Annotated in this window: 22 protein-coding genes and 1 pseudogene; 13 read left to right on the top strand and 10 right to left on the bottom strand. The window is 68.0% G+C overall.

Going from position 1 to position 24,857, the window contains the following annotated elements; translation table 11 throughout:
* Window positions 1–110: 110 nt before the first annotated feature.
* Complete coding sequence (locus ALTAJ2_RS02370) at window positions 111–1,172, top strand: NAD(P)-dependent glycerol-1-phosphate dehydrogenase (RefSeq protein WP_007110439.1); 1,062 nt, start codon at window positions 111–113, stop codon at window positions 1,170–1,172.
* Between the two features lie 16 nt (window positions 1,173–1,188).
* Here ALTAJ2_RS02370 and ALTAJ2_RS02365 read toward each other — a convergent pair whose 3' ends face one another.
* The 3 genes from ALTAJ2_RS02365 to ALTAJ2_RS02355 all read right to left on the bottom strand — a co-directional run bounded on the left by ALTAJ2_RS02365 (window position 1,189) and on the right by ALTAJ2_RS02355 (window position 4,903).
* Entirely contained in the window at window positions 1,189–2,025 is an 837-nt protein-coding gene (locus tag ALTAJ2_RS02365; protein WP_007110440.1) for an ABC transporter permease, read from the bottom strand.
* Window positions 2,022–2,993 (bottom strand): ABC transporter ATP-binding protein, encoded by a 972-nt coding sequence (locus tag ALTAJ2_RS02360; RefSeq protein ID WP_007110441.1) that lies wholly within the window; start codon window positions 2,991–2,993, stop codon window positions 2,022–2,024. Before ALTAJ2_RS02360 ends, ALTAJ2_RS02365 begins: the two co-directional genes overlap by 4 nt.
* A 98-nt stretch (window positions 2,994–3,091) precedes the next feature.
* Window positions 3,092–4,903, bottom strand: coding sequence for a S9 family peptidase (locus ALTAJ2_RS02355; RefSeq protein ID WP_007110442.1), 1,812 nt, complete (start codon window positions 4,901–4,903; stop codon window positions 3,092–3,094).
* 158 nt (window positions 4,904–5,061) lie between these two features.
* Between ALTAJ2_RS02355 and ALTAJ2_RS02350 the strand changes: the two genes are divergently transcribed.
* Both ALTAJ2_RS02350 and ALTAJ2_RS02345 read left to right on the top strand, forming a co-directional pair.
* Complete coding sequence (locus tag ALTAJ2_RS02350) at window positions 5,062–6,123, top strand: glycosyltransferase family 4 protein (RefSeq protein ID WP_007110443.1); 1,062 nt, start codon at window positions 5,062–5,064, stop codon at window positions 6,121–6,123.
* A gap of 176 nt (window positions 6,124–6,299) precedes the next feature.
* Window positions 6,300–6,710: an HIT family protein gene (locus ALTAJ2_RS02345; protein WP_007110444.1), complete on the top strand. Its 411-nt coding sequence runs from the start codon at window positions 6,300–6,302 to the stop codon at window positions 6,708–6,710.
* A 51-nt stretch (window positions 6,711–6,761) separates the two neighbouring features.
* Here the strand turns inward: ALTAJ2_RS02345 and trpB are convergent, their stop codons facing one another.
* The 4 genes from trpB to ALTAJ2_RS02330 all read right to left on the bottom strand — a co-directional run bounded on the left by trpB (window position 6,762) and on the right by ALTAJ2_RS02330 (window position 11,078).
* Complete coding sequence (trpB, locus tag ALTAJ2_RS02340; RefSeq protein ID WP_007110445.1) at window positions 6,762–7,913, bottom strand: tryptophan synthase subunit beta; 1,152 nt, start codon at window positions 7,911–7,913, stop codon at window positions 6,762–6,764.
* Window positions 7,914–8,090: 177 nt separating this feature from the next.
* Window positions 8,091–9,074, bottom strand: coding sequence for a YeiH family protein (locus ALTAJ2_RS02335; protein ID WP_007110446.1), 984 nt, complete (start codon window positions 9,072–9,074; stop codon window positions 8,091–8,093).
* A 3-nt stretch (window positions 9,075–9,077) separates the two neighbouring features.
* Entirely contained in the window at window positions 9,078–9,215 is a 138-nt protein-coding gene (locus ALTAJ2_RS19540) for a hypothetical protein (RefSeq protein ID WP_007110447.1), read from the bottom strand.
* A gap of 177 nt (window positions 9,216–9,392) precedes the next feature.
* Window positions 9,393–11,078 (bottom strand): NADH-quinone oxidoreductase subunit D, encoded by a 1,686-nt coding sequence (locus tag ALTAJ2_RS02330; RefSeq protein WP_007110448.1) that lies wholly within the window; start codon window positions 11,076–11,078, stop codon window positions 9,393–9,395.
* 185 nt (window positions 11,079–11,263) lie between these two features.
* Between ALTAJ2_RS02330 and ALTAJ2_RS02325 the strand changes: the two genes are divergently transcribed.
* Both ALTAJ2_RS02325 and ALTAJ2_RS02320 read left to right on the top strand, forming a co-directional pair.
* Entirely contained in the window at window positions 11,264–12,172 is a 909-nt protein-coding gene (locus tag ALTAJ2_RS02325; RefSeq protein ID WP_007110449.1) for a phosphatase PAP2 family protein, read from the top strand.
* A gap of 262 nt (window positions 12,173–12,434) precedes the next feature.
* Window positions 12,435–14,024 carry a sulfatase gene (locus ALTAJ2_RS02320; protein WP_049900839.1) on the top strand — a complete coding sequence of 530 codons (1,590 nt, stop codon included), beginning with the start codon at window positions 12,435–12,437 and terminating at the stop codon, window positions 14,022–14,024.
* Window positions 14,025–14,120: 96 nt separating this feature from the next.
* Here the strand turns inward: ALTAJ2_RS02320 and ALTAJ2_RS02315 are convergent, their stop codons facing one another.
* Window positions 14,121–14,861 (bottom strand): hypothetical protein, encoded by a 741-nt coding sequence (locus ALTAJ2_RS02315; RefSeq protein WP_144240178.1) that lies wholly within the window; start codon window positions 14,859–14,861, stop codon window positions 14,121–14,123.
* Window positions 14,862–15,111: 250 nt separating this feature from the next.
* Between ALTAJ2_RS02315 and ALTAJ2_RS02310 the strand changes: the two genes are divergently transcribed.
* The 4 genes from ALTAJ2_RS02310 to ALTAJ2_RS02295 all read left to right on the top strand — a co-directional run bounded on the left by ALTAJ2_RS02310 (window position 15,112) and on the right by ALTAJ2_RS02295 (window position 20,212).
* Window positions 15,112–15,408 carry an Hsp20/alpha crystallin family protein gene (locus tag ALTAJ2_RS02310; RefSeq protein WP_007110452.1) on the top strand — a complete coding sequence of 99 codons (297 nt, stop codon included), beginning with the start codon at window positions 15,112–15,114 and terminating at the stop codon, window positions 15,406–15,408.
* A 114-nt stretch (window positions 15,409–15,522) separates the two neighbouring features.
* The gene (locus ALTAJ2_RS02305) at window positions 15,523–16,188 is read left to right on the top strand and encodes an LUD domain-containing protein (RefSeq protein ID WP_007110453.1); all 666 of its coding nucleotides are present in this window, start codon (window positions 15,523–15,525) and stop codon (window positions 16,186–16,188) included.
* A 91-nt stretch (window positions 16,189–16,279) separates the two neighbouring features.
* Window positions 16,280–17,527, top strand: coding sequence for a WD40/YVTN/BNR-like repeat-containing protein (locus ALTAJ2_RS02300; protein ID WP_007110454.1), 1,248 nt, complete (start codon window positions 16,280–16,282; stop codon window positions 17,525–17,527).
* Between the two features lie 144 nt (window positions 17,528–17,671).
* Entirely contained in the window at window positions 17,672–20,212 is a 2,541-nt protein-coding gene (locus ALTAJ2_RS02295) for a heavy metal translocating P-type ATPase (RefSeq protein WP_050031425.1), read from the top strand.
* 16 nt (window positions 20,213–20,228) lie between these two features.
* On the opposite strand, the gene ALTAJ2_RS02290 is transcribed toward ALTAJ2_RS02295, so the two are convergent.
* On the bottom strand, window positions 20,229–20,732 hold the full coding sequence (locus tag ALTAJ2_RS02290; protein ID WP_007110455.1) for a TIGR03668 family PPOX class F420-dependent oxidoreductase: 504 nt from the start codon (window positions 20,730–20,732) through the stop codon (window positions 20,229–20,231).
* 110 nt (window positions 20,733–20,842) lie between these two features.
* Here ALTAJ2_RS02290 and ALTAJ2_RS02285 point away from each other — a divergent pair, with 110 nt between their 5' ends.
* Entirely contained in the window at window positions 20,843–22,081 is a 1,239-nt protein-coding gene (locus ALTAJ2_RS02285; protein ID WP_007110456.1) for an MFS transporter, read from the top strand.
* Window positions 22,082–22,167: 86 nt separating this feature from the next.
* Here ALTAJ2_RS02285 and ALTAJ2_RS02280 read toward each other — a convergent pair whose 3' ends face one another.
* On the bottom strand, window positions 22,168–22,554 hold the full coding sequence (locus ALTAJ2_RS02280) for a DCC1-like thiol-disulfide oxidoreductase family protein (protein ID WP_007110457.1): 387 nt from the start codon (window positions 22,552–22,554) through the stop codon (window positions 22,168–22,170).
* A 148-nt stretch (window positions 22,555–22,702) separates the two neighbouring features.
* Between ALTAJ2_RS02280 and ALTAJ2_RS02275 the strand changes: the two genes are divergently transcribed.
* From ALTAJ2_RS02275 to ALTAJ2_RS02265, 3 genes and pseudogenes are all read left to right on the top strand, one after another.
* Window positions 22,703–23,962: a hypothetical protein gene (locus tag ALTAJ2_RS02275; RefSeq protein ID WP_007110458.1), complete on the top strand. Its 1,260-nt coding sequence runs from the start codon at window positions 22,703–22,705 to the stop codon at window positions 23,960–23,962.
* A gap of 127 nt (window positions 23,963–24,089) precedes the next feature.
* Window positions 24,090–24,440 (top strand): annotated as a pseudogene (locus tag ALTAJ2_RS20400) (toxin-antitoxin system TumE family protein).
* Complete coding sequence (locus tag ALTAJ2_RS02265) at window positions 24,437–24,838, top strand: HVO_A0114 family putative DNA-binding protein (RefSeq protein WP_007110460.1); 402 nt, start codon at window positions 24,437–24,439, stop codon at window positions 24,836–24,838. Before ALTAJ2_RS20400 ends, ALTAJ2_RS02265 begins: the two are co-directional and overlap by 4 nt.
* Window positions 24,839–24,857 lie beyond the last annotated feature (19 nt).

The raw sequence follows: 24,857 nt of genomic DNA, 5'->3' as shown, positions 1-24,857 counted from the left end.
CGGTCGGCTCTCGCTCGCATCGCTCACGTCGGGACCGATCGCGGCGGGGTCGCGTCGACCGACGCGGCCACGAGGAAAAGCACATGTCCCGGGGGTGTGTCAGGTCCGGTATGTTCGACAAATCGACGTGGATCCGCCTCCCGCGAAACGTCGTCGTCGGCCACGACGTTCGCAGCGAGGTCGTCGACGTGGTCGACGATCTCCACTTACAGGGACGGCCGCTGTTCGTCACGAGTCCGACGCCTCGAGAGGTCGCCGCCGATCCCATCGCGGCCGACTTCGAAGCCGCCGGCATCGACCCCGCGATCGTCACGATCGAGAAAGCGACCTTCGACGCCGTCGAACGGGTGATCGAGGTCGCCGAGGCCGAAGCGGTCTCCTATCTGGTCGGTATCGGCGGTGGGAAAGCCATCGACATCGCGAAACTGGCCAGCCACCACCTCGAGATGGGTTTTCTCTCGGTTCCGACCGCGGCGAGCCACGACGGCATCGTCAGCAATCGCGGCTCGGTACCGGACGGGGACTCCCGACACAGCGTCGCCGCGGAACCGCCGCTGGCGGTCGTCGCCGACACGGGGATTCTCGCCGAGGCCCCGTGGGACCTGACGACCGCCGGCTGTGCCGACATCATTTCGAACTACACCGCCGTGATGGACTGGCGGCTCGCCCAGCGGCTCAAAGACGTCGAGTACTCCGAGTACGCCGCCGCGCTCTCGGAGATGACCGCCGAAATCCTGGTCGACAACGCCGACCTCATCCGACCGGGGCTCGAGGAGTCGGCCTGGGTCGTCACCAAGGCGCTCATGTCCTCGGGGGTCGCGATGAGCATCGCGGGGTCCTCCCGACCGGCCAGCGGTGCCGAACACCTCTTCTCGCACCAACTCGATCGCGTAGCGCCCGGTGCGGCCCTACACGGCCACCAGGTCGGCGTCGGATCGATCATGACCGCCTATCTCCACGGCGGCGACCGGGGCATCTGGCGCGACATCCGCGACGCGCTGGCGAGCATCGACGCGCCGACGACCGCGGCGGAACTGGGTCTCGACGACGAGACCGTGATCAAGGCGCTAACGACCTGTCACGAGATCCGCGATCGATACACGATCCTGGGCAACGGGATGAACGAACGGGCCGCTCGAGACGTAGCGACGAAAACGGGCGTGATCGGCTGAGAGCGACCCGGATTCGTCAGCCCAGATCGGCCCGGTTGAACTGCCACAGACCGAACACAGCCGGCACGACGAGCCAGGCGACGAGGATGACGAGGGCGACTTCGGGCGCGAGGTAGGCCGGGGCCGAGGGGTCTCCGTTCGTCATGAACGTCTCGATGTCGCTCGGCACGACGAGCGGGAAGGCTTTTCTGAAGGCGATCGTCGGACTGAGCATGCGGAGAAACTCGAACAGGTGATCGGAGAGTCCCAGCTCGAGCCGACCGTTCAGCACGTACTTGAGCGCGGCGACGATCGAAAAGGTAGGAAGGAGCATCATGAGAGTACTGACGATGTAGAAGCCGATCGAGCCGGCCATCGCCCGCGATCGCGACCCCGTCGCCGCGGAGATGCCGATCGCGACCGAGACGTACGCCAGCGTGAGGAGGACGGTCAGACCGGCGACGCCGGCGAAGACGGTCGGCTCGAGCGACGGGTACCAGAGAACCGCCGTCACCGCGCCCACGCCGAACGCAGCGAGGATCACACTGGCACCGACGGCCCCGCGGGAGAGGTACTTTCCAAGGACGATGTCCCGTCGCGTGTTCGGAAGCGAGAGCAGGTACCTGATACTTCCCGACTCCCGTTCGCCGGCGATCGCGAGATACACCATCATGAGCGCGATGATCGGAATGAACGGCAGTCCGACGCTGGCGAGGGCCGACAACTGAGAGGCGACGTTCGGTTCCGACGTTCCGCTCCGTCCGAGGTAGAAGAGAAACACCACGAGCAGCGCGTACAGCCCGCTGACGATCCAGACGCTCTTCGACCGCCGGATGTCGAGGAAGTCCTTCTTCGCCACGGAGAGGACGCTCATGCCGACACCTCCGTCTCGACGTCGGCGAGACCGGCGTCGGCGTCACTCTCGCCCGACTGCTCGCCGTTCGTGTAGGTGTTGAACAGCCGTTCGAGGGAGGTGTCCTCGGAAACGATGTCGCGGACCGTCGTCGCCGCCCCGACCTGGGTCACGACGTCGTACTTTACGGGCGTCGTAGCACAGGAGATCGTGATCGTCGATCCGTCGACGGTCACCGAGTGGACCCCCTCGTGGGTCTCGAGGTCGGCCACGAGCGCGTCGGGGACGCGCTCGACGTCCAGCGAGATCGCAGCGGCGAGGTCGAGGTTCTCCCGCAGCGCATCGAGGGTCCCGGTCGCGACGAGTCGGCCGTCGTTCATGATCCCGACGCGGTCGCAGACCGCCTCGACCTCGCCGAGGATGTGGCTCGAGAAGAACACGGTCGTGCCGCGGTCGGCTTCGGCGGTGATGATCTCGCGCAGTTCCTGCATCCCCGTGGGATCGAGCCCGGAGGACGGTTCGTCGAGGATCAGGAGGTCGGGATCCCCGACCAGCGCCATCGCGAACCCGAGCCGCTGGGCCATCCCCTTCGAGTAGCCGCCGGCCGATCGCGCCGCGGCTTCGGGTTCGAGGCCGACTCGATCGAGGAGGTCGTCCGGGTCGTCGTCGCTGCCTTTGTTGTCGATGACCCATTCGAGGTGTTCCCGGCCGGTCAGCCGTTCGTACAGCGTCGCGCCTTCGGGGAGGACGCCGATGTGCGAGCGGATCGTTTTCGGCTCTCGCTGGACGTCGTACCCGAGCACCGTCGCAGATCCCTCGGTCGGGCGGACGAAATCGAGCAACAGGTTGATCGTCGTCGATTTTCCGGCCCCGTTGGGACCGAGGAACCCGAACACCTCTCCTTCTTCGACGGTCAGGTCGAGGTCGTCGACGGCGATGACGTCCTCGCCGTATCGTTTGGTCAGGGCAGTCGTTTCGATAGCGGGCATACGTGAGGTAGCCCTGCCGCGGTAAATATAAGCCCTTCTAAAATTAAAGCATAAAAATACTTGTCAGCTGAAAGCTGACCGACGGCAGCTCGGGCCGCTCAGACGTGTTCGTCGAGGAAATCGGCGATCGCCGAATAGGCCTCGATGCGGTTCTCGAGCTTCGAGAAGCCGTGGCCCTCGTCCTCGAAGAGCAGTTTCCGGACGGGAACGCCCTGCTCGGCGGCCCGCTCGGCGATCTGTTCGGCCTCGCCGACCGGGACGCGGGGGTCGTTCTCGCCGTGAAGCACGAACAGCGGCGCGTCGATGTTCTCGATGTTGTTGATCGGCGAAACCTCCTCGAGGAACTCGCGGTCCTCGGCGAGCGACCCGTACTCGGCTTCCCGGAGTTCGCGCCGCCAGTCGCCCGTATTTTCGAGGAAGGTGACGAAGTTAGCGATGCCGACGATGTCGATTCCGGCCGCCCAGAGGTCCGGATACTCGGTCAGCGCGGCGAGCACCATGAACCCGCCGTAAGAGCCGCCTTTCGCGACGATTCGGTCCGGATCGATCGCGGGGTGGTCCCGTAGCCACTCGACGCAGGCTCGGATGTCCGCAACCGAATCCATCCGTTTCTCGACGTCGTCGAGGCTCGCGTACTCGGCCCCGTAGCCCGACGAGCCGCGGACGTTCGGCTCGAAGTAGGCGTAGCCCCGATCGAGGAAGTACTGCTTGACGCTCGAGAACGAGGGCCGGCGTTGGCTCTCGGGGCCGCCGTGGATGTCGACGATCACGGGCGTGGTTCCGGGCTCGTGATCGTCGGGGAGGGTAAAGAAGCCGGGGATCGAAAGACCGTCGAAGCTCTCGACGTGGACCAGTTTCGATTCGTCGAACGATTCGGGGGGCACGCCGGCCGTCGGCGCGTCGGTCCACCGTTCGGTCGCGCCGGTTTCGACGTCGACGACGAAGACGTTCGTGTGGACCGCATCGCCGGTCGTCGACAGCGCGATCCGCTCGGCGTCGGGACCGAAAGTCACGCCGCCGGAGACGCCGCCCGGCAGGTCGGGTTCGGGGAACGTCTCGAACGCGGTCGGATCGGTCGCGTCGAACTCCCCGACGGTCAGCTCGGTGTACCCCTCGACGTTTTCCGAGTAGACGAACCGGCCGGTCTCGTCGTCCAGCGCGATGCCGTCGACGTTCCACTCGCCGTCGACGACGGGCTCGAGGTCGCCAGTCTCGAGGTCGAGATAGGCGAGATAGAGCGTATCCGCCTCGCCCTCGTCGGTGACGAGATAGAGCCCCTCGCCGTCGGGTGCCCAGTTCGCGCTTTGGTAGCGAACGTCGCCATCGTGGGGCGTGAGATGCTCGAGATCACCCGTCACCAGGTCGAGCACGGACAGGTCCTGATCGAAGTTGGAGTAAGCCTGTGAGACCAGCAGCCGGGAGTCGTCGGGGCTCCAGCCCGACAGCGAGAGCCAGCCGTCGCCCTCGGAGACGAGTTCGGCATCGCTCCCGACCTCGTCGCGGTTCTGGACGTAGACGTCGAAGACGGACTCGTCCCGGCGGTTCGAGGTGAACGCGAACCGGTCGCCGTCGTGGCTCCAGCCGCCCCAGCGGTGTTTGGCCTCCGGCATCGCCGTCACGTTCTCGATCGCGCCGGTTTCGGCGTCGAGCCGGAACAGTTGTGCGCGCTCGTTGCCGCCCTCGTCCATCCCGAAGATCAGCTCCGGGCGCTCGGGCGACCACGAGGCGAAGGTCACCCGTTCGTCGTAGAAGGTCCGCTGCTCGGGCCAGCCGCGGGGTTCCTCGAGCGTCCAGAGTTGTGGCGTGCCGGTCGTGTCCAGCAGGAAGGAGAGCCGTTCGCCGTCGGGACCGAACGAGGCACCGTAGGCGCTCCGAATGTTGAGGTAGCGCTCGATGTCGTAGCTGCTCATGCCAGAGCCGTACGGACTCGAGGGCGTAGTCGTTTCGGTCGGGACGGGTTCCGCCCGCGACGAGCGTGACGCAACCGACCGGCGACTCGGTGACTGTCGGGTCCGCTTTCGACGGAAACAGGGTGATTTTTATCCTTTCGCTGGGATGCTGTGGGCAGATGCGAATCGCGTTCGTCTCGTTCGAAACGGGTCACCACCGCGATACTGAGACGAACCAGCGGTTTCGGACCGTCTGTGACCTCCTCGCGGAGCGCGGACACGACGTCCACTGGTACTGTGCCGGGTTCTGGGCCGGCGAGGAGTCCACGTACGAACACGACGGGATAACATACCACGCGGTCGCGACCGGGACGGACGCCCGGAGTTCGTTTCTCGTGCGGTTGCCGTTCGTCCTCGCGGCCGCGCGCCCGGACGTGATCCACGTCGGCCCCCAGCCGCCGAGCCAGGTCGTCGCCACTACGTGGGGCGCGACGATGGCCCGTGCGCCGCTCGTCCTCGAGTGGTACGGCGACGGCGGCATCGATAACACGCGGTGGACGCGGCTCGCGGCGGGACGGCCCGACCGGATCGTCACGCCGTCGGAACTCGTCGGGACGTGGGTCCGGGAACTCGGGGCCGACGGTGACTGCATCGAGACGATCCCGAACCCGATCGACTGCGACCGGATTCGGGACGTCGAGCCGGGCGCGGAAGTCGACGTGATCTACGCCCGGCGACTCGATGCGGGTGCCAACCTCGAGAGCCTGCTGCTGGGGCTGGCCGAACTCCGGGATCGCGAGTGGCAGGCGACGGTCGTCGGCGACGGACCCGAGCGAGCGGCGTACGAACAACTGACGGCCGACCTCCGGATCGAAGACCGAGTGACCTTCGTCGGTGACCTCGACCTCGAGGACCGGATCGCGGCCTACCGCGGGGCTCACGTCTTCGCGCAGACGGCCGACCACTGCGTCTTCCCGACGGAGATGCTGTGGGCGCTGGCCGCCGGCTGTGTCGGCATCGTGGAGTATCACGCCAACTCCAGCGCACACGAACTCGTCGAAGGCCGGGACCGGGGGTTCCGAACGACCAGCGAGGCAGAACTCGCGGAGGCCATCCTCGCCGCGGGCGATCTCGAGCACCGCACGTACGACGAGGCGTTCGCCGATTACGACCGGTCGGCGGTGGCAGACCGGTACCTCGAGCGGTACCGGACGCTCCGCGACGAGCACGGCGTGCTGTAGCAGGTGTCGAGTAGACGAGTCCCGTATTCAGCCGCGCTGTTGTGTTCTTTCGGCCGATTCGGGCCGTGACACGAGCAGTTTCGGATGGCAACCCCGTCTTCCTCGCAGTCACGTTCGTCCAAGCGGTCGGCATCGATCGGAGGTACCTATATGTTCGTTCACGATCGTATTCGGGTATGCACGACGACTGTGAGTTCTGCCGGATCGTCGCGGGCGAGCGACCGGCGTACGTCCTGTCGGAACACGAGCACACCGTCGCGTTTTTGGACGAGAATCCGGCCACGACGGGACACAGCCTCGTCGTTCCGCGGGCCCACGAGACGGACGTCCTGACGATAGACGAATCGACCGCGGCGGCCGTCTTCGAGACGGTCCGCACCGTCTCGAACGCGCTGGAGACGGCGCTCGAGCCGAGCGGGTTCAGCGTCTTTCACACCAGTGGGCCGCTCGTCGGCACCATCGAGCACGCGCACGTCCACCTCGTGCCCCGCTTCGCGGACGACGACGTGTCCCTATCGCTGCCGCGGGCCCGGCTCGAGGCCGACGAGGCGACGCAACTGCGGAATCGCGTCCGCGGGCACCTCTGACCGACTGGGCTCCGCGAGCGGTGGCCCGCCCGTGGCGTCTCGAGTCGGCGCTCAGAGCTCGAACTTCGCCGCCGCCGTCTCCATGTCCTTGTCACCGCGCCCCGAGAGGTTGACGAGGATGGTCTCGTGTTCGCCGGCCTCCGCCAGTTCGATCGCGCGGGCGATCCCGTGGCTGGACTCGAGTGCGGGAATGATCCCCTCGGTCTCGCTCAGTTCCCGGAACGCCGCGAGCGCTTCGGCGTCCGTGACGCCGGTGTAGTCGCAGCGACCGACGGCCCGGAACATGGCGTGTTCGGGGCCGACGCCGGGGTAGTCGAGCCCCGCGGAGACGGAGTGGACCTCCACGTCGTCGTCGATGACGCGGGTCTTCATGCCGTGAATGACGTCGTCGGTTCCCTTCGCGAGCGGGGCCGCGTGCTTGCTCGAGTCCGCACCGTCGCCGCCGCCCTCGGCACCGTAGAAATCGACGGGATCGTCCCGGAACGCGTGGAAGAGCCCGATCGCGTTCGACCCGCCGCCGACGCAAGCGACCGCGGCGTCGGGCAGGTCGCCGGTTCGCTCCTGTATTTGCTCGCGGGCTTCCCGACCGATGACGCTCTGGAAGTCCCGGACCATCCGCGGGAACGGGTCGGGGCCGACGACGCTGCCCACCAGATAGTGCGTGTCCTCGACGTTCTCGGCGAAGTCCTCGAGCGCCGCGTCGACGGCGTCGGCCAGGCCCTCGTCGCCGCGGGTGACCTCGTTGACCTCGGCTCCCATGAGTCGCATCCGGAAGACGTTCATCGCCTGTCGCTCGACGTCTTTCTTCCCCATGTAGATCTCCGTCTCGAGGCCCAGCAGGGCACCGACCATCGCGGTCGCGGTGCCGTGCTGGCCGGCCCCGGTTTCGGCGATGAGGCGGTCGCGACCCGCCCGCTTGGCCAACAGCGCCTGGCCGAGCGCGTTGTTGATCTTGTGGGCCCCGCCGTGGAGCAGGTCCTCCCGCTTGAGGTAGATGTCGGCCCCGTAGCGCTCGCTCAGGTTACGGGCGTAGTACAGCGGCGTCGGCCGCCCGGCGAACTCCTCGAGTACTGCCCGCAATTCGGACTGGAACGCCTCGGTGTCCGCGATGTCGTCGTAGACCGTCGCGAGTCGCTCGAGCGGTTCGCGAAGCGGTTCGGGCACGTGTCGTCCGCCGTAGCCCTCGAAAGTGCCGTTGGACATATGACGGTTGGTTGCGCGCTCATCGTCAAGTAAGTTCCGTGCGCTCGAGGGGTCATCCCCGCAGTGAGCGGCGGCGCGGCGGTTCCCGCGGTGCGCCGAAAGTATTACCGGTACCGATGACACGGTTCCGAACGGATCGGGAGCCACGAGCTCGGGTCGGTGCCCCTCGCGACGGCTTCAGAACAGCACGGAGAGGACGGTCAACGAGAGGAGGCTCCCGACGAGCAACGCCAGCAACACGACGACCGCGGGCAGCAGCCCGGTGCTCTTGATGTCGGCGAGGCGGATTTCGGTCCCGAGGCCGACGAACGCAAGCAGGAACAACCAGTTGTACGCGTGTTCGATCGAGGTCTGCTGGGCCGACGAAAAGACGCCGAGACTCGAGAGCGCGGCGAGGGCGAGAAAGCCGAGCACGAACTTCGGGAACTCCGCCCAGAGGGTCCGGACGGAGGCTGTGCCGTCGCCCCCACGTCGCGCGTAGTAGCTCGCGTACCCGAGGACGACGACCCCGATCAGGGCGTTCCGCGAGAGTTTCGTCATCGTCGCCCACTGGCCGGCGGCGTCGGAGTAGGCGAAGCCGACCGCGACGACCGGCCCGGTCGAGAACATGCTGACGCCGGCCCACGTTCCGAAGACCGCGCCGGACAGGTCGAGCAGGTCGCCGACGATCGGGTAGACGACGATCGTAATCGCGTCGAACAGCAGGACCGTCGCCGCCGCGTAGGCGACCTGGTCTTCCGTTGCCCGGACAGCACCGGCGACCGCGACGACCGCCGAGACGCCACAGATGCTTGCCCCGGCCGCGAGCAGCGTCCCCAGCCGTTCGGTCAGATCGAAGACGTTTCGCGCGAGGAGTTCCACGACGACGAGCGTGAGTCCGGTAACGGCGAGCACCACGAGAAAGACCGGGCCCCCGACCTCGAGAACCGTCGCGGTCGATATCGACGCACCCATGAGAACGATCCCGGACCCGAGCCACAGTTTGTGCGTCGCGACGCCGGGGTCGCAGTCGTCCGGGAGGCCGACGGCGTTCGAGACGACGACGCCCAGCGCGATGGCGACGAGCAGGTGGTTGACGCCGACGACGCGGGCGAGCCACCGGGCCAGGACGGCACCGAGACAGAGCGCGACGATCCCCGGAAGCAGCCGACGGACACCCATTCGTCACCAGGGGATCGGCAGGCCGAGAACGCTGACGAGTCCGACGATCGTTGCACCGACGACGACGCTCTGCCAGTCGCGCTCGAGCGCTGTCCAGCGAGCCCTGATGCCGTTACTCCACCGATCGATCGACGTCGACATACGTTCGACTCCGGATACCGCGGCAGTTAATAGTTCCCCCTCTCGTCGGAGATAGCGGAGCAAATTGCTGGTACGTGGGGCGGACGGGTGCCGTGACCGGTCTACCGTGCGACGCCGCTCGAGGACGCAGCGGTCGGGGTCGGCCGGCCGAGACGGGAGCCGTGTGCGTCCGACCGCTCACCGGTCGACGCTCCCCAGCACGATGTCGAGACTGCCAAGCGACGCGATCAGGTCCGCGACGTACTCGCCCTCGGCCATCTCGGGCAGCGCCGAGAGGTTGTGGAAACACGGACTCCGGATCTTGAACCGTGCCGGCGAGTTCGAGCCGTCCGCGCGGATGTAGATCCCGAGTTCGCCCTTCGCGCTCTCGACGGCGCGGTAGGTCTCGGTTCCGGCGTCCGGCTTGAGCGTCCGCGGGACGTTGCTCTGGACCGTCCGCTCGTCCGCGGGCCAGTCCTCGAGCAAGTCGAGACACTGCTCGATGATCTTCGCCGACTCCTCGACCTCGCGGAGGCGGACCAGGACACGCGCGTAGTTGTCACAGCCGTCCTCGGTGACGACGTCCCATTCGAGAGCGTCGTAGTAGCCGTAGGGGTCGTCCCGCCGGATGTCGTAGTCGATCCCAGAGCCGCGAACGACGGGACCCGTACAGCCGTACTCTTTGGCGACTGCTGGCTCGAGGACACCGGTATCGATGCTTCGAATCTGGAAGATCTCGTTGCCGGTCAGCAGGTCGTGGTACTCGTCGACCTTCGCGGGGAGTTCGTCGAGAAAGTCCCGGCACTTCTCGACGAACGCCGCGCGGGGTTCGGGCAGGTCCCAGCAGACGCCACCCAGCCGGAAGAAGTAGAACATCATCCGCTGGCCGGTCAGGTCCTCCAAGATGTCCTGGACGACCTCGCGGTCGCGCATGCCGTACTGGAAGATGGCGGTGAAGTCGCCGTAGACGTCGAGCGCAAACGTCGAAACCGCGAGGAAGTGACCGAGCATGCGCCCGAACTCGGTCGCCATCGTCCGCAGGACCTGCGCGTACGCGGGGACCTCGATGTCGGCGATGTCCTCGATGGCGCGGGCGACCGCCCACTCGTTAGGCAGGTTCGCCGTGTAATCCCAGCGGTTCGAGTACGGAATGATCTGGTGACGATAGGTCCCGTTCTGGCACATCTGCTCCTCACAGCGGTGGAGATAGCCTATATCGAGGTCGACGTCGACGACCGACTCGCCGTCCAGTACCGTCTCGAGGTGGAGCACGCCGTGGGTCGCCGGGTGGTGTGGCCCGATATTGAGCAACATCGTGTCCGACTCGGTGACGCGGTGGTCCGCCGCGAGCGGGTTCGCGTGTTCGGTGTAGCTGACGACCTGCGGTTTGTCCTGGTCGTAATCGAGTGCGAGCGGGTGCCCCTGCCACGATTCAGGGAGGAGGATTCGACGGAGGTCGGGGTGGCCGGCGTACTCGATGCCGACGAGGTCGTAGGCCTCCCGCTCGTGCCAGTCGGCGGTCCGAAAGACAGGTTCGGCGGATTCACAGACGGGGTCGGCCGTCGGCAACGGGACGATCAGCGTCACTTCGTGGGTCCGCCGATCGTACTTCGTCATGTGGAGGATCGACTCGTAGCGATCCTCGTACTGTTGGGGCGTGAGACACGAGAGGTGGTCGAACCCCGCGTCGTCCCGCAGTAGGCGAATCACCGCCTGCACGTCGTCCGGTCGGATCACGAACGCGGGCGCGTTCTCGTGATCGTCCCGACCGATCGCGTACTCGGAGAGCAGGGTCTCGAGTGCGGCCTCGTCGACGCCGTCCGCGCGCCGGTGGTCGTACTCCGGGTCGATACGCCCGCGCTGGGGCTCCGATATCTCACTCATTTGGGTCCCTCGTACGCCGAGCGATGGCGCGTCTCGAAGACCTACAGGTGACACGAAAATGAGGGTTTTCCCGCGTTCGCGTGACGGTCCGCGGCGAGTGAACGACACCGATCGGGGGCCGCTCGCGGAGTCGGCCGTCCGGCCGAGCGGAATCGCTTATATGCGTCCTCGTCCGTAGCGTAAGTATGACTCGAGGGATCGGCTGGTTCGACGCGTTCCGCGAGGTGGCCCCTGAGTGGGCCGTCGTCATACTCGGGTTGGTGACCCAACTCGGCGACGTGTGGTTCCTCGGGGTGCTCGTCGGAACCAGCTACTGGCTGGAGACCGACAACCGGGACCGGATCGCCGCCGTCTTCGGAGTACTGCTGGCCGGCCTGTCGCTCATCACGGCGCTGAAACACGTCTTCGCGCTGCCGCGGCCGGAGCGTACGCTCGTGGCAGCCGAGGCGCTCCCGGAGGCGGTCCACCCGCTGTACGAGGCCACGGCGACGGCAACCGGGTACGGATTTCCGAGCGGCCACGCCCTGCTGACGACGATCGTCTACCTGAGTCTGGCCGAGTACGGCTCCGTCGGGACGCGCCGCAACCGATACATCGGAGCCGCCGGGATCGTGACGGTAGTCTGCTTTTCCCGGGTCGGCCTCGGGGTACACTATCTCGTCGACGTCGTCGCCGGCGTCGGCATCGGGCTGGTCTTTCTCCTCCTCGTGTGGCGGCTTCTGGATCGGTACCCGGCCCGGCGGGGCACGCTCGGGTTCGGACTGGCCGTCGCCCTCGCCGCCGTCGCGTTCGTCACGACCGACGCCGCCTCCGACGCCGTCCTCCTCGTCGGCGCGTCGGTCGGCGCGTTCGCCGGCTGGCAGTTCGCCGCCCTCGCTCGAGAGGTCGACGCGGGTCGCGGCCCGATTCGAGGGAGCCGCGCCCTCACCGCGAGAGCCGCGGCCGTCGCCGCCGGGATCGTGTCCCTGGTCGCGCTCTCGGGGTACTACTGGCCCGTCTCGTCGCTCGCTGGGAGCGGCGTCCTCGGGCTCGTCGTCGCCGCGTTCGTCACCCTCCCCGTGCTCTATCGCTCCGAGCGCGGCAGCGGTATCTGAACGCGCTCTCGAGTGCCGGTCCGCGGAACTTCGCCGGGTCCGCGTCCGAGTCCAGCAGCGTCCGCCCGTGGACCCCGGCCGGACGAAGGGGGCGGTCGACGGTGACGACTCGACCCGTGGGGTCGGGCCGTCGCGGTTCCCGGAGGGATCTCGGGTCGCCCCGTGCTCGGCGTCTCCGTCGGGAAATCAGCCGCTAACAGCCATCGTCCCCCTGCATACTCCGGGCTGGTGACCTTCCCTGCCTGCCGTGGATAGTGTATCCATGTCGGACTCCAACGGACGTGACGACGAGTCACATCGTACTGTGCGGAACGTCGTTCTCGTCGTCCTCGATACGGCGCGGGCGAAAAGCGTCGGGACGCAGTCGATGCCGGCCGAGCGAAACGCATCCCCGACCGATTCCGCCGGGTTCCGCTCGGCTCCGGGCGAGCGACCCGGCTCGAGCGACGATTCCGTTGGCACGCGCCCGACGCCGACCCTGACGCGGCTCGCCGAGGAGGGAACCGCGTTCGAGAACGCGTTCGCGACCGCGCCCTGGACGCTTCCGTCTCACGCGTCGCTTTTCACCGGCACCTATCCCTCCGAACACGGCACGCACGGCGGCCACACCTATCTCGACGACGAGCTCCGAACCGTTCCCGAGGCCTTCACCGATGCGGGGTTCGAGACGATCGGCGTCTCGAATAACACCTGGATCACCGAGGAGTTCGGCTTCGATCGCGGCTTCGAGGACCTCCGCAAGGGCTGGCAGTACATCCAGTCCGACGCCGACATGGGCGCGGTCGTCCGCGGTGAGGACGTCCGGGAGAAACTCCTCGCGACTCGCGCGCGTCTCTTCGACGGCAACCCCGTCGTCAACGCCGCCAACATCCTCTACAGCGAACTGTTCCAGCCAGCCGGCGACGACGGCTCCGCCCGCGCGGTCGACTGGATCGTCGACTGGCTCGGAGACCGCGACGGTGACCGTCCGTTCTTTCTGTTCTGCAACTTCATCGAACCCCACGTCGAGTACGACCCGCCACGGGAGTACGCCGAACGGTTCCTTCCCGCGGAAGCCAGCTACGAGGAGGCGACCGCGATCAGACAGGACCCCCGCGCCTACGACTGCGACGACTACGACATCTCCGATCACGAGTTCGCCCTGCTCCGGGGACTCTACCGCGCCGAACTCGCCTACGTCGACCACCAACTCGGGCGGCTCCGAACCGCCCTCGAGGACGCGGGCGAGTGGCCGGACACCCTGTTCGTCGTCTGTGGCGACCACGGCGAGCACATCGGCGAACACGACTTCTTCGGCCACCAGTACAACCTCTACGACACGTTGCTGACCGTTCCGCTGGTCTGTCACGGCGGCCCGTTCACCGGCGGCGGACGGCGGGACGACCTCGTCCAGTTGCTCGACCTCCCGGCGACGCTGCTCGAGACGGCCGGGATCGACGATCCCGCGCTCCGCGAACAGTGGTCGAGTCGATCGCTCCACCCCGAGTCCGACGCCCGGGACCGCGACGCCGTCTTCGCCGAGTACGTCGCTCCCCAGCCCTCGATCGAGCGCCTCGAAGCCCGGTTCGGCGAGGTGCCGGCATCCGTTCGGGAGTTCGACCGCCGGCTGCGGGCGGTCCGTACGAGCGAGTACAAGTACGTCCGCGGCGACGACGGCTCCGAGCGGCTCCACCACGTGCGAACCGATCCGCTCGAGCACACCGATATCAGCGACGCGGAACCCGAACGGGTCCGGACGTTGCGGCGGCGACTCGAGGACCGGTTCGACCCGCTCGCCGAGGCGAGCGGCGCGGGCGAGGTCGAGATGCGCGACGGAACCAAAGAGCGGCTGGCGGACCTCGGCTATCTCTGAGGGGTACCGCGGGACGACCGTGGGGACAGCGGCTCGCTCCCCCGTCGTAATCGCGTCGGTCGAATCGTACTCGTCACCGCGTCGGGCGGACGGCTGTCACCACTCGGACGTACTGCGAGGCTCCCGATCGCCGGCGAGTTGTCGGTACGCACCGACGAGAACCGCGGCACCGAACAGGGAGAGAACGCCGGACGTGACCGTCGTCGCCAGCTCGCCGACGACGGGGGCGAACACGCCGACGATGCCGAACGCGAACCCGACCAGACCACCGCCGACGCCGATAATCACCCCGAGAACGAGGAGGCGAAACCGATTCCCGGACGTGAGTTCCCAACTCCGCTCGAGCGATTCGATGACGCCGGCGTCCTCGATGATAACGACGACGGTTGCGAATACCAGACTGACCGCGAGGAAGACGCCGGGGAAGAAGAGAAGGGCCGTCCCGATCAGGATCGCAACGAAGGTGACGACGGAGACGACGACCATCACGCCGGCGGTTCGGGCGAGTCGACGGGTATGGTCCGCCGTCGGAACGTCGTTGAGTCCCGCATATAGCGCCCGTATCGTCACGACTCCGAGAACGGCCCCGACGAGCACGAGGAGGGCGGTCACCCCGGCGCTGACGGCGGCCGGCAGGTCGACGGCGAGCGGATAGAGGTGTGAGAACTCCTCGTCGGGGAACGCGTCCGCGAGCACCTGCGAAAAGAGCGATTGAACGCTCACCTGCATGGCGAGTTGGAAGAGCACGTAGACGACGAGGAGGATCGCTCCGCCACGGGTCGTGATCCGATCGAACCCGTAGCTGAGCGCATTACTGAGATTGAGTTTAGTAGTCACGGGCACTGATTCCCACCGGTCGCATATATGACTGCCGTTCAGATATGTGGGGTATAAAACAGTATACGACGGCCGTTCGCATCTCTCAGTCGATCGCGACGGTGGCTCGGGGACCGGTAGTCGGTCCCGATCGTCCCCACCTCGCAGTCGGACCGCGGGACGGCTGCCGACCGTCCCGTGCTCGACGGGGATATCAAACGTACACCTGTCCACCCCGAAACCCTTCCGTCCGTCGTCGGAACGCCGTCTCATGTCCGCCAGTTCGGCACCCGACGCGGCGTCGTTTCCCTTCCCGACGCAGTTCGTCTACGAGGGCACGGCCGACCGGTTCCGGGCCGTCGTCGACGTCGCCCCCGCAGGGATCGACGACGTGACGATCGAAGCCGACTCGCGTCGCCTCCGACTCGCCGTCGACCGGGGGGACCACGTCCTCGAGCGAACCGTCACACCGCTCACGTCGGACCTCGCCTTCGGCGAGGATCGCGAGGCGAGCTACAACAACGGCATTCTCACGATATCGCTCGTCACGCGGCCTCGAACGGTGTAATCGAGGTCCCGACCGCACGGCCTCGAGCGGGGTCGATCCGACCGTTCGGCCCCGTCAGCCGGTATTCGCTTGCCCGAGGTTGATCCCGCGGCGTGTCGAACCGCGGGTACGGCGATGAGCGACGACTACTACACGAAAGACGACTTCGCGGACGACCTCGAGATCGACGCGGCCCGCTTCGATCGGAACCCGGACGCGGAGACGATCGAGCGGGTCGTCTCGAACGTCGAGGATCGAAACATCGAGGTCACGGTGGTCGACGACGGCGCGGCCGCACGTGACCACCTCCGGGCGACACTCCCGGCGGGAGCGACGGTGATGGACGGCCACTCAACGACGCTCGAGGAGATCGGCTTCACCGACGATCTCGAGGCCGAAAACGGGTTCGACTACCTCGGAACGGACATTCGGGAACTCGACGACGAAGAGGAACGGTTCCAGGCGCGACGCGAGGCGGTCACCGCCGACGTCTTCGTCGACAGCGTCAACGCGATCGCCGAGACCGGTGAACTGGTCGGGGCAAACGCGCTGGGAAACGCCGTCGGCGCGTGGGCCTTCGGGGCGGCGTCGCTCGTGCTGGTGGGCAGTACGAACAAAATCGTCGACGACTGGTCGAGCGCCGTCGAGCGGGTCCGTGAGTACGCTTACCCGCTCGAGGATGCCCGCGCGAAGGAAGTCTACGGGCAGGCCAGCGTCGTCGGAAAACTCGTCTCCCTCGAGTACGAGCGGGTCGACGACCGCACGCGACTCGTGTTGATCGACGACCGACACGGGTTCTGACGGACCCACGCTGTCCCCGTCCCGAAGCGGACGTGCCGGCAGTACGTTTTTGCGCGCCAGTCCGGTACGCTCACTCGAGCAGCCACGCCCAATGGCGACCCAGGATACGCGCCCTCGCGGCGGTTTCGTCTCGTTCGTTCGCGACTACACGAAGACGTGGGTCCACGCGGTCGCGACGGCGGGTTTGACGGCGTTCGGGACGTTGGCGGTCTTCCATCGTGGGTTCATCGCCCTCGCGTTGGCCACCTACATCGTGCCCCCGATCGCGCTCTATCTGTGGCGGCCGTCGGCGGGTCGAAACGACGGCGACGCGGCTGCTAAGGGAGAAGACGATTCGGCTGCCGACGGGGAAGGCGACGCGGCTATCACGGGCGGAGGTGACCCGCCCCTCGAGCGGGCCGGGGCCGAGAGCGCGGCGGCCACGGCGGACGAGGACGACCGCGGCGCTGACTGGCACCTCGTCGATGTGCCGACCGACGCGACGCTCCGGGACGTCTGCGTGACCGACACCGGCGCGGTCTACGCGGTGGGCGAAAACGGGCTGGTCCTCGCGGGAGCGCCCGCCGACGGTACCGACACCGACCCGTGGTCGATCGTTCTCGAGGACGGGCCGGCCGCCGCGGGCGACGACCTCACCGGCGTCGACGCCACTGACGGCGGCGAGGCGGTCTGGGTCGCGGGCGACAGCGGTTCGCTAGGCCGGCTCGAGGGCGAGACGGGGCGTCACACGGATTACACGGCACCGGCCGACATCACGGACAACTGGGTGGGGGTCGCCGTCGGCGGGGCGAGCGGCGACGAGACAGTGCTGTTGATCACCGGCTCCGGGGCCGTCCTCCGTGGGCGATATCGCGACGGCGAGTGCGCGTGGGACGACCCGATCACGCCGGGCAGCGGCGCGAGTCTGAGCGCGATCGCGCTCGCGGATGCCGCTATCGGCTACTGTTGTGACACGAACGACGGCGTCTTCGAGACGACCGACGGCGGCCACTCGTTCGATCGCGTCGGTCTCGAGGGGGCCGGCGGCACGCTCGAGAACCTCGCGACGCTGGGCCAGGGCGACTGTCTGGTGAGCGACGACGACGGGGTCGTCCACCGCTACGGCGGCTCGACGTGGACGCCGGAACGGGTCGGCGACGAGGCGATCTGTGGGATCGCCCGCCGCGAGGGGGAGACGATCGCCTGCGACGCGGACGGCGTACTCTACGAACGGCGCGCGGCCGGCTGGGAACGGGTCGGGACGCAGGCACCGGACGCACTCATCGCCGTTTCGATGGCGACCACCGGCGAGCGAGCGGTTGCAGTCGGCGAGGAGGGGACCGTCGTCGAACGACGCTGAGCGCCGCGACGGGACGGCGTCCCCGCTCGCGAACGGACTGGACGCCGAAACGCCGTCGGAGAACGCGACGCGCCGGCGAGCCGGCCGACGCCGCGGGCGGTGCGATCGGTCACTGTTATGGCCGTCGAACCCACAGCTATCACTGTGAGCGATCGACGCACGGGCGGCGACTGGGACGACCGCTGTCGGCTGTGCGGGACACCCCGTCCGGAGCCCGACGCCGAGTCGGCCCCGGACGAGTTCTGTTCGGCCGGCTGCCGAGACGTGGCCGTCGCGTTCGGGACGAGCGACGACGGCGACGGCTCCGCCGTGGACACCGACCACCCCGCGCAGTCCACGAACCCGCAGGCCGACCCGCAGCCGACCGCAACGGACGACGAACGACCGGCCGGGACCGTCCGCACGTTCTTCCGGATCGACGGCATGCACTCCGCGACCTGCGAGGCCTTCCTCGAGACCGTCGCCGAGGATCGCGACGGCGTGCTCGAGGCCGAGGCGAGTTACGTCACGGAGACGATCCGAGTCGACCACGATCCCGAACGGATACCAACCGACGCGCTCGCGGACGCGTTGAGTACGCTCGGCTACACGGCGTATCTCCGGGAGGACGCGACCGCCGACGACGAGACCGGCGGCACCCGCCGCTCCCGGGAGATGTCCGGGCTTCGGAAGCGCCGCTCGGAGGACATGCTCGAGATGCGGTACGTCGTCGGCGTCGTCTTCGGCTCGTTCCTCCTGTTGCCGTTCGTGGCCGTTCTCTATCCGATGTTTCTGACGTCGTTTACCGACTGGGGGGCGATCGAGCACTTCGAGGGTGCGTTCACCGGCTTCAGCGGGCCGCTGTATCTGCCCCTGTTTCTCTTCATGACGGGCGCGATCGTCTACCTGACCGGCGGCCCGCTCCTGCGGGGCGCGTACGTCAGTCTGAAACTCCGACGGCCCACGACGGACCTGCTCGCGGCCCTGACGGTGCTCGGTGCGTACGTCTTCAGCGTCCTCGTCTCCGCCCTCGGGCGAACCGATCTCTACTTCGATCTGACGATCATCGTCGCCTCGGTCGTGATGGGCGCGACCTACTACGAGGCGACGGTCAAACGCCGCGCGACGGACCGGCTGACCGACCTCACCGTCTCGCAGGTCGACACCGCCCGGCTGTACGCCGACGACGGCTCGACGACGGACCTCCCCGTCGCCGACCTCGAGTCCGGCGACCGCGTGCTCGTCCGGGAGGGCGAGCGCATCCCGGTCGACGGGACGCTGTCCGAGGGCGAGTGTGCGGTCGACGAGGCCGTCGTGACGGGCGAGTCGCTCCCGATCTCGAAAACGGCGGGCGACGACGTGGTCGGGGGCTCGGTCGTCACCACCGATGCAGCGGTGGTCGACGTCGGCGAGCGAACGACCAGCAGCATCGAGCGGCTCACGCGGGTCGTCTGGAACGTCCAGAGCGCGGACCACGGGGTCACACACCGGGCCGACGAGTTCGCTGCGACCCTCGTCCCGGTCGTCATCGCCGCCGCGGTCGTCGTCGGCGCGGGCGTGTTCCTCACCGGGGCGAGCGGGCTGACTGCCTCCCTGGCCGCCCTCATGACGCTCATGGTCGCCAGCCCGTGGGCGCTCGGCTTCGCGACGCCGTACTCCGTCGCCGCGAGCCTGCAGGAGGCCCTCGAGCGAGGGATCGTCGTCTTCGACGAGACCGTCTTCGAGCGCCTGCGCGCGGTCGATATCGTCGTCTTCGACAAGACCGGGACGCTCACGACCGGGGAGATGACCGTTCGCGAAGCAGACGCCCCCGACGACCTGCTCGCGGCCGCCGCCGCCCTCGAGCAGCGGGCGGCCCACCCGGCCGCGGCGGCGATCGCCGAGGCGTTCGGCGGTGACGGCGGTGCGATCGACGACGCCGACGGACCGGCCCGCACCGACGGCGGATCGGCCGTCCCCGGCGAGTTGCCGGTCCGGGAGTTTCACACCCACGCGACCGGCGTCGAGGGTATCGTCGACGGCCGGACGGTACTGGTCGGCCACCCCGACCTCTTTCGGGACCGCGGGTGGACGGTCGAGTCCGATCTCGAGGCGACGGTCGACCGGGCGCGCGGTGCCGGCCGGCTCCCGGTCGTCGTCGGCCGAGACGGGGCCGCCGAGGGCGTCGTGATCGTCGGCGACGAACCCCGCGAGGCGTGGGACGAGACGGTCGCAGCCCTGGACGAGGACGGAATCGACGTCGTGGTCCTGACCGGTGACGACGGGACGGCGGCCGACATCTTCGACCGGCATCCGGGCGTCGATCACGTCTTCGCGGGCGTCTCGCCGGACGGAAAGACGGCGGCGGTCGAGCGGATGCAAGCCGAGGGCCGCGTGGCGATGGTCGGCGACGGGACGAACGACGCGCCCGCGCTCGCCGCGGCCGATCTGGGCATCTCGCTGGGCAGCGGGACGGCGCTCGCCGCCGACGCGGCCGACGTCGCGATCGTCGACGACGACCTCGCGTCGGTCGAACGTGCGTTCGCCCTCGCGAGGGCCGCACGCGCCCGGCTCAGGCAGAACCTCGGGCTCGCGTTCGTCTACAACGCGATCGCCGTCCCCGCGGCCGCCCTCGGCGTCGTAAACCCGCTGGTGACGACCGTCGCCGTCGTCGCAGGGACCCTTCTCATCGTCGGGAACGCGGAGCGATCGCTCGTCGACGACTGACCGCGTCCGCACGCGCTTACCCGTCCGCGAGCGCCCCCCACGAGACGGTCCGCCCGATCGTGATCGAAACGATCGGACGGTCGCCGAGTTCGTGGGGTCCGTACTGGTCGTACTTCTCCTCGAGCGCGCTCACGGCGTCGGCGTGGCTCGATGCGTCGGACTCGAGAACCCGCGCCCAGCCGCGACCCTGAAGCCAGGCGAGACGCGACCAGTCCTCGCAGTAGCGGTCGACGAGCACCGTCACCCGCGGGTTCACCCGAACGTTCCGCACGCGCTGGAGGTCGGCGGTCGATTTCGGCTTCTCGTCGATCGCCGAGACGACTCTGATCCCGTCGGTTCCGTCGTCGGGAGCGCCGTTCCCGGTCCCACTCGCAGTCGCCGGCTCCGGACGGGCCGATCGAGCCGCGGGCTCGAGCACCGCGAAACAGATCGGCACCGCGTGCGGTCGCCCCTCGTCGTCGACCGTCGCTAACGCGGCGACGCGGCCCCGCTCGAGGAAGGCGCGCTCTTCGGGCGTCATGAGGGAACGCACGACGCGCTGACGGAAAGCGGTGGGGCCGACGGGTCGACGCCGGAGCGTCGTACCGCTACGACAAACTACTCGGGCCGGCGTCACCCATCCACGGGCGGATGAGCGATCGAATGCGTCGTCGCCGCGCGTACGGGACCGTCGCCGTCGGGACGATCGGCTACACCTGTCTGATGTTCGTCTGGTTCTCGCTGCCGGCGTATCTCTCGCCGATCATCGACGAACTCGGGCTGTCGGGCGCGCAGGCCGGCGTGGTCGCGGGAGCGATCCCGCTGACCTACGTCCCGATCGCGCTCGTTACCGGGCTGGTCGTCGACCGCGTCGGTCCGGGACGAAGCCTCGCGGTCGGCGTACTCATCTACGGCGTCGCCCAGGTCGCTCGCAGTTTCGCGGTCGGCTTCCCGTCACTCCTCGCGGCGACGCTGCTAATCGGCGTCGGCGCGACGGCGATCACGTTCGGGCTGCCGAAACTCGTCTCGGTGCTGTTCCCGCCAGACGAGACCGGCTTTCCGTCCTCGATCTACCTCGTGGGCGCGTCGGCGGGGACCGCGAGCGTCTTCGCCGTCGGCCGGCCGATCCTGGGCCCGGTGCTCGGCGGCTGGCGCGGCCTGTTCTTCTGGAGCGGCGTCGTCGCGATCGGATACGGCCTCTGCTGGTTCGTCGTCGCCCGCCGATTGGGCATCGACGCTCGCAATCGCGCCGCCAACGACGCGGACCCGGCGGACTCGTCGCTCTCGCTCGCGGCGATCCGACGCGATCTCACGCTCGTCCTCACCCACCGCGAGCTACAGCTCGTGGTCGTCGTCGGCACGATGTACCTGCTGATCGCCCATGGCATGCAGGGATGGCTCCCGACGCTGCTCGAGTCGCGGGGCTACTCGCCGGCGCGGGCCGGACGGACGACGAGCCTGCTCGTCGCGGCCAACGTCGTCGGCGTGCTGATGGTCCCCGCGGCCGCCGATCGGCTGGGCGTTCGCCGCACCGCCCTGATCGGCTGTGGGCTCGTGGCGGGACTCGGCATCACCGGCGTCCTCTCGAGCGGGCTCGGTCTCCTGCTCCTCGCGAGCGTCGTCGTCACCGGGTTCGGGTTCGGCGGGCTCTCGCCGCTCATTCGGGCGATCCCGACGGAACTCGAGGGGATCGGTGCGCGCCTGACCGGTACCGCCGTCGGCTTCATCTTCGCCGTCGGCGAGATCGGGGGGTTCCTCGGTCCGGTGCTGGTCGGAACGCTGCACGACGTGACCGGCTCGTACGTGCCGGGGCTGGGGCTCCTCGCCTCGGCGGGCCTCGTCGTCGCCGTCGCCGGTGGCGTGTTGCGATCTCGGTACGGCGACTCCTGACCGGCGTGGCGACGGTCGAGCGACCCCGTCCTCGCTCGAGGGAGTCGGAGCCGTGATTTCGGTCCGCGGTTCCGGCCGTCGCTCGATCAGCCGTCGTCGGCCTGCTGCCGCACCGGCGGCGTCCTCGAGAGAGACGTTCCCAAGCGACCGCGGTTGTCGGCGACCCACTGGTAGGAGCGCTCGCGGATCCGTTCGTACTCCTCGAACTGGCGGAGGAACTCGACGGCGTCCCCCACCGGCTCGGCGACGTCGGTACGGACGATCGCCTCCTCGATCGAGGCCCCACAGGAGTAGACGCCGTCGTCGGTCACCAGGTGCGAACAGTCCTCGTATTCCGCGGGAAGCCGCTCGCGAAGGTCGTCGGTGCAGTCGCTGAAGCCGACGCTGCGGAGGGCCGTCCGCTCGTCGAAGTACGCCGCCCACCACGTACAGAAGCCGCAGTCGTCGTCGTAGACGAGTGTCGCCTCGGTCATACTCGTCTGCACGGGCTCGAGACACAAACGCATGGCCCGCGACGGTCCCCGGCCGACCGGTTCGGCGGTGACAGGTGCGCACCACGAGCACCGGCGCGCTCGCTTCGCTCGCCAGAACCTTCTTGGGACCGGTGGCCAATGCTGAGCCATGAGTAGCGCGGCCCGATCGCTGTCGGAACCGCAGGTGCTGGCCCACACGAAGCGGCGGCTCTTTCCCGACGAGGACGAGTCGACCGCCTACGCGGTGGCCGACACCCAGTTCGCCATGGCGGAGTGGCTCCCCGGACAGCCCGTCGACGCGGCCGTCCGCGACCGTCTGGCACCGTTCAACCACGTTCGGATCGGGAGCGGGTATCCCGACCTCGTCGGGGTCCGCGACCTCGAGTCGGACCTCCTCGCCGTCGAGCGACTGGGCGACGAGCCGCCGTTGATCGCCATCGAGGCGAAAGGAGAGACCAGCGACGGCGTCGATACGCAGCGTGGAATCCTCCAGGCCTACGATCGACTTCACGAGGCGAACGCGGCGTATCTCGCCGCGCCGGCGGCCGCCATCTCCGAGACCGATCGGACGCTCGCGCGGGAGTTGAACGTCGGCGTGCTCGGCGTCGATGCCGCCGGGAGCGTGGCCGCGCTCGAGGTGCCCCGCGTCGTCGGCAACCGGACGACGACCGAGGCGACGGCGCTGCGGTTTCAGGCGAGCGCGCAGGGCGTCGCCGACGCGTCGTTCGGCCTGAACCATCCGAAGAACTATCTGGGCTATCCGCTGGCACACTACGCGGCCGGCAACACCGAGACGCTGCTGTCGGAGTACAATGTCGTGAGCGCCGTCGATAGCGCCCGGCAGGGGGCCGCGTTCCTCGGGTTGATCGAGGAGGGCGTCGGTGTCGAAGGCAGCGCGGGTGTCGAACTGACCTCGCTCGGCGAGGAAGTCGTCCGGTTCGCGACGGGGCGTTACGGGTCCGTCGAGGCGGCCCTCGCGGAGTTCGAGAACTGGTACCGCTCCGGAACGCGGTTCGTCGATCTCGCGCCGGCGTGGGGCCAGTTGGCCCGCCGCGTGCTGTTCGACTACGAGGCGACGGAGTTGCTCGTCCACGAACTCCAGTCCATGCACGAGGACGGGTTCGCGGAGCCGTCGCTCGTGGACGTCGTGGAATACCTGCACGAGTTGCATCCCTCGTTTACCGTCGAGCTGTTCATCCGCGGGACCGACGGCGTCCGGAGCCGCGTGCTCACCGAAGACGGTGAGCTTCGACCCGCGGCACTCGAGGACGGCTCCGTCTACCACTCGCCGACGGTGTTCCAGCTGAAAGCGATGCTGTACCACGCGGGCATTCTTACGCAGCGTGGGGCGGAACCGAGTCGGCTCGAGCCCCGCGCGGATATCTGGGCGCTTCGGGAGCCCGTTTGATTCGGGTTCGTTTCTGAGTGATCGAGACACGCCGTACAAACGCGACTGGCAGTAGCCACCGCTGGGCGTGACTGGACGGACCGCCGTTACGGTTTTGCCGTTGGTTGACGAACCAACACAGTAGCGGATGGCACCAGTTGCCGACGATCTCGACGGGTACAGTCACTCGCACGTCTACGAGGATGGGACGCTCGTCCGGCTGTCGATCCGCCACGGACGACGACGCGTATCCGTCGGGATGGCGGTACACGCTCCACTACGGACGACTCACGCCCGGGCCGGAGACGCTCGAGGACGGCACACTCCGTCGATACGACAACGCCCACAGGATACGAAAGGTCACGAACGGCACGTCGCGCCGGACCCGGAACCGCAACTGATCGAATTCCCGGGGATGGAAGCCCTGTACGAGCGGTTCTGGGACGACATTCCGAAGCAACGGTTCGGACCATCCGATACCGAGGGTGAGAGCTTATGACAGGTACCAACGTACTACTGGTCACGATCGGGGATGCAGCGTCGCTCTACGAAGAGGGGCGCGAAGCGATTCGAACGCTTCAGGGCGGTAACCCCGTCGACCAACCGGCGATCGTAACGTTTGCGAACGAACAACAACTGAGCGACGTGCTCAACGAGCGGACGTTCACGCTCCTGCGCGTGATCCGCGCCGACGAACCCGATAGCATTCGCGAGACCGCACGCCTTGTCGGTCGCGACGTGAAAAACGTCCATGAAGAGGTGACCACTCTCGAGGCACTGGGAATCATCCGCTTCGACGAGGACGGCCAATCGAAGCGACCGGTCTTCCCCTACGACGACCTCATCATCAGTCCGTTCGCACACGACGACGGCGATACGGCACCTGCGACGCCATAACAGAGACAGTGGTCGGCGT

It is taken from the genome of Natrinema altunense (assembly GCF_000731985.1).
Lineage (GTDB): Archaea > Halobacteriota > Halobacteria > Halobacteriales > Natrialbaceae > Natrinema > Natrinema altunense.
The sequence above is the reverse complement of the archived record's forward strand: the minus strand, read 5'-3'. Positions and strand labels throughout refer to the sequence as shown.

Excerpts from the sequence above, each read along its gene's own strand:
- ALTAJ2_RS02370 (WP_007110439.1), top strand. The coding sequence starts at position 111 with ATGTTCGACAAATCGACGTGGATCCGCCTCCCGCGAAACGTCGTCGTC.
- ALTAJ2_RS02365 (WP_007110440.1), bottom strand. The coding sequence starts at position 2,025 with ATGAGCGTCCTCTCCGTGGCGAAGAAGGACTTCCTCGACATCCGGCGG.
- ALTAJ2_RS02360 (WP_007110441.1), bottom strand. The coding sequence starts at position 2,993 with ATGCCCGCTATCGAAACGACTGCCCTGACCAAACGATACGGCGAGGAC.
- ALTAJ2_RS02355 (WP_007110442.1), bottom strand. The coding sequence starts at position 4,903 with ATGAGCAGCTACGACATCGAGCGCTACCTCAACATTCGGAGCGCCTAC.
- ALTAJ2_RS02350 (WP_007110443.1), top strand. The coding sequence starts at position 5,062 with ATGCGAATCGCGTTCGTCTCGTTCGAAACGGGTCACCACCGCGATACT.
- ALTAJ2_RS02345 (WP_007110444.1), top strand. The coding sequence starts at position 6,300 with ATGCACGACGACTGTGAGTTCTGCCGGATCGTCGCGGGCGAGCGACCG.
- trpB (WP_007110445.1), bottom strand. The coding sequence starts at position 7,913 with ATGTCCAACGGCACTTTCGAGGGCTACGGCGGACGACACGTGCCCGAA.
- ALTAJ2_RS02335 (WP_007110446.1), bottom strand. The coding sequence starts at position 9,074 with ATGGGTGTCCGTCGGCTGCTTCCGGGGATCGTCGCGCTCTGTCTCGGT.
- ALTAJ2_RS19540 (WP_007110447.1), bottom strand. The coding sequence starts at position 9,215 with ATGTCGACGTCGATCGATCGGTGGAGTAACGGCATCAGGGCTCGCTGG.
- ALTAJ2_RS02330 (WP_007110448.1), bottom strand. The coding sequence starts at position 11,078 with ATGAGTGAGATATCGGAGCCCCAGCGCGGGCGTATCGACCCGGAGTAC.
- ALTAJ2_RS02325 (WP_007110449.1), top strand. The coding sequence starts at position 11,264 with ATGACTCGAGGGATCGGCTGGTTCGACGCGTTCCGCGAGGTGGCCCCT.
- ALTAJ2_RS02320 (WP_049900839.1), top strand. The coding sequence starts at position 12,435 with ATGTCGGACTCCAACGGACGTGACGACGAGTCACATCGTACTGTGCGG.
- ALTAJ2_RS02310 (WP_007110452.1), top strand. The coding sequence starts at position 15,112 with ATGTCCGCCAGTTCGGCACCCGACGCGGCGTCGTTTCCCTTCCCGACG.
- ALTAJ2_RS02305 (WP_007110453.1), top strand. The coding sequence starts at position 15,523 with ATGAGCGACGACTACTACACGAAAGACGACTTCGCGGACGACCTCGAG.
- ALTAJ2_RS02300 (WP_007110454.1), top strand. The coding sequence starts at position 16,280 with ATGGCGACCCAGGATACGCGCCCTCGCGGCGGTTTCGTCTCGTTCGTT.
- ALTAJ2_RS02290 (WP_007110455.1), bottom strand. The coding sequence starts at position 20,732 with ATGACGCCCGAAGAGCGCGCCTTCCTCGAGCGGGGCCGCGTCGCCGCG.
- ALTAJ2_RS02285 (WP_007110456.1), top strand. The coding sequence starts at position 20,843 with ATGAGCGATCGAATGCGTCGTCGCCGCGCGTACGGGACCGTCGCCGTC.
- ALTAJ2_RS02280 (WP_007110457.1), bottom strand. The coding sequence starts at position 22,554 with ATGACCGAGGCGACACTCGTCTACGACGACGACTGCGGCTTCTGTACG.
- ALTAJ2_RS02275 (WP_007110458.1), top strand. The coding sequence starts at position 22,703 with ATGAGTAGCGCGGCCCGATCGCTGTCGGAACCGCAGGTGCTGGCCCAC.
- ALTAJ2_RS02265 (WP_007110460.1), top strand. The coding sequence starts at position 24,437 with ATGACAGGTACCAACGTACTACTGGTCACGATCGGGGATGCAGCGTCG.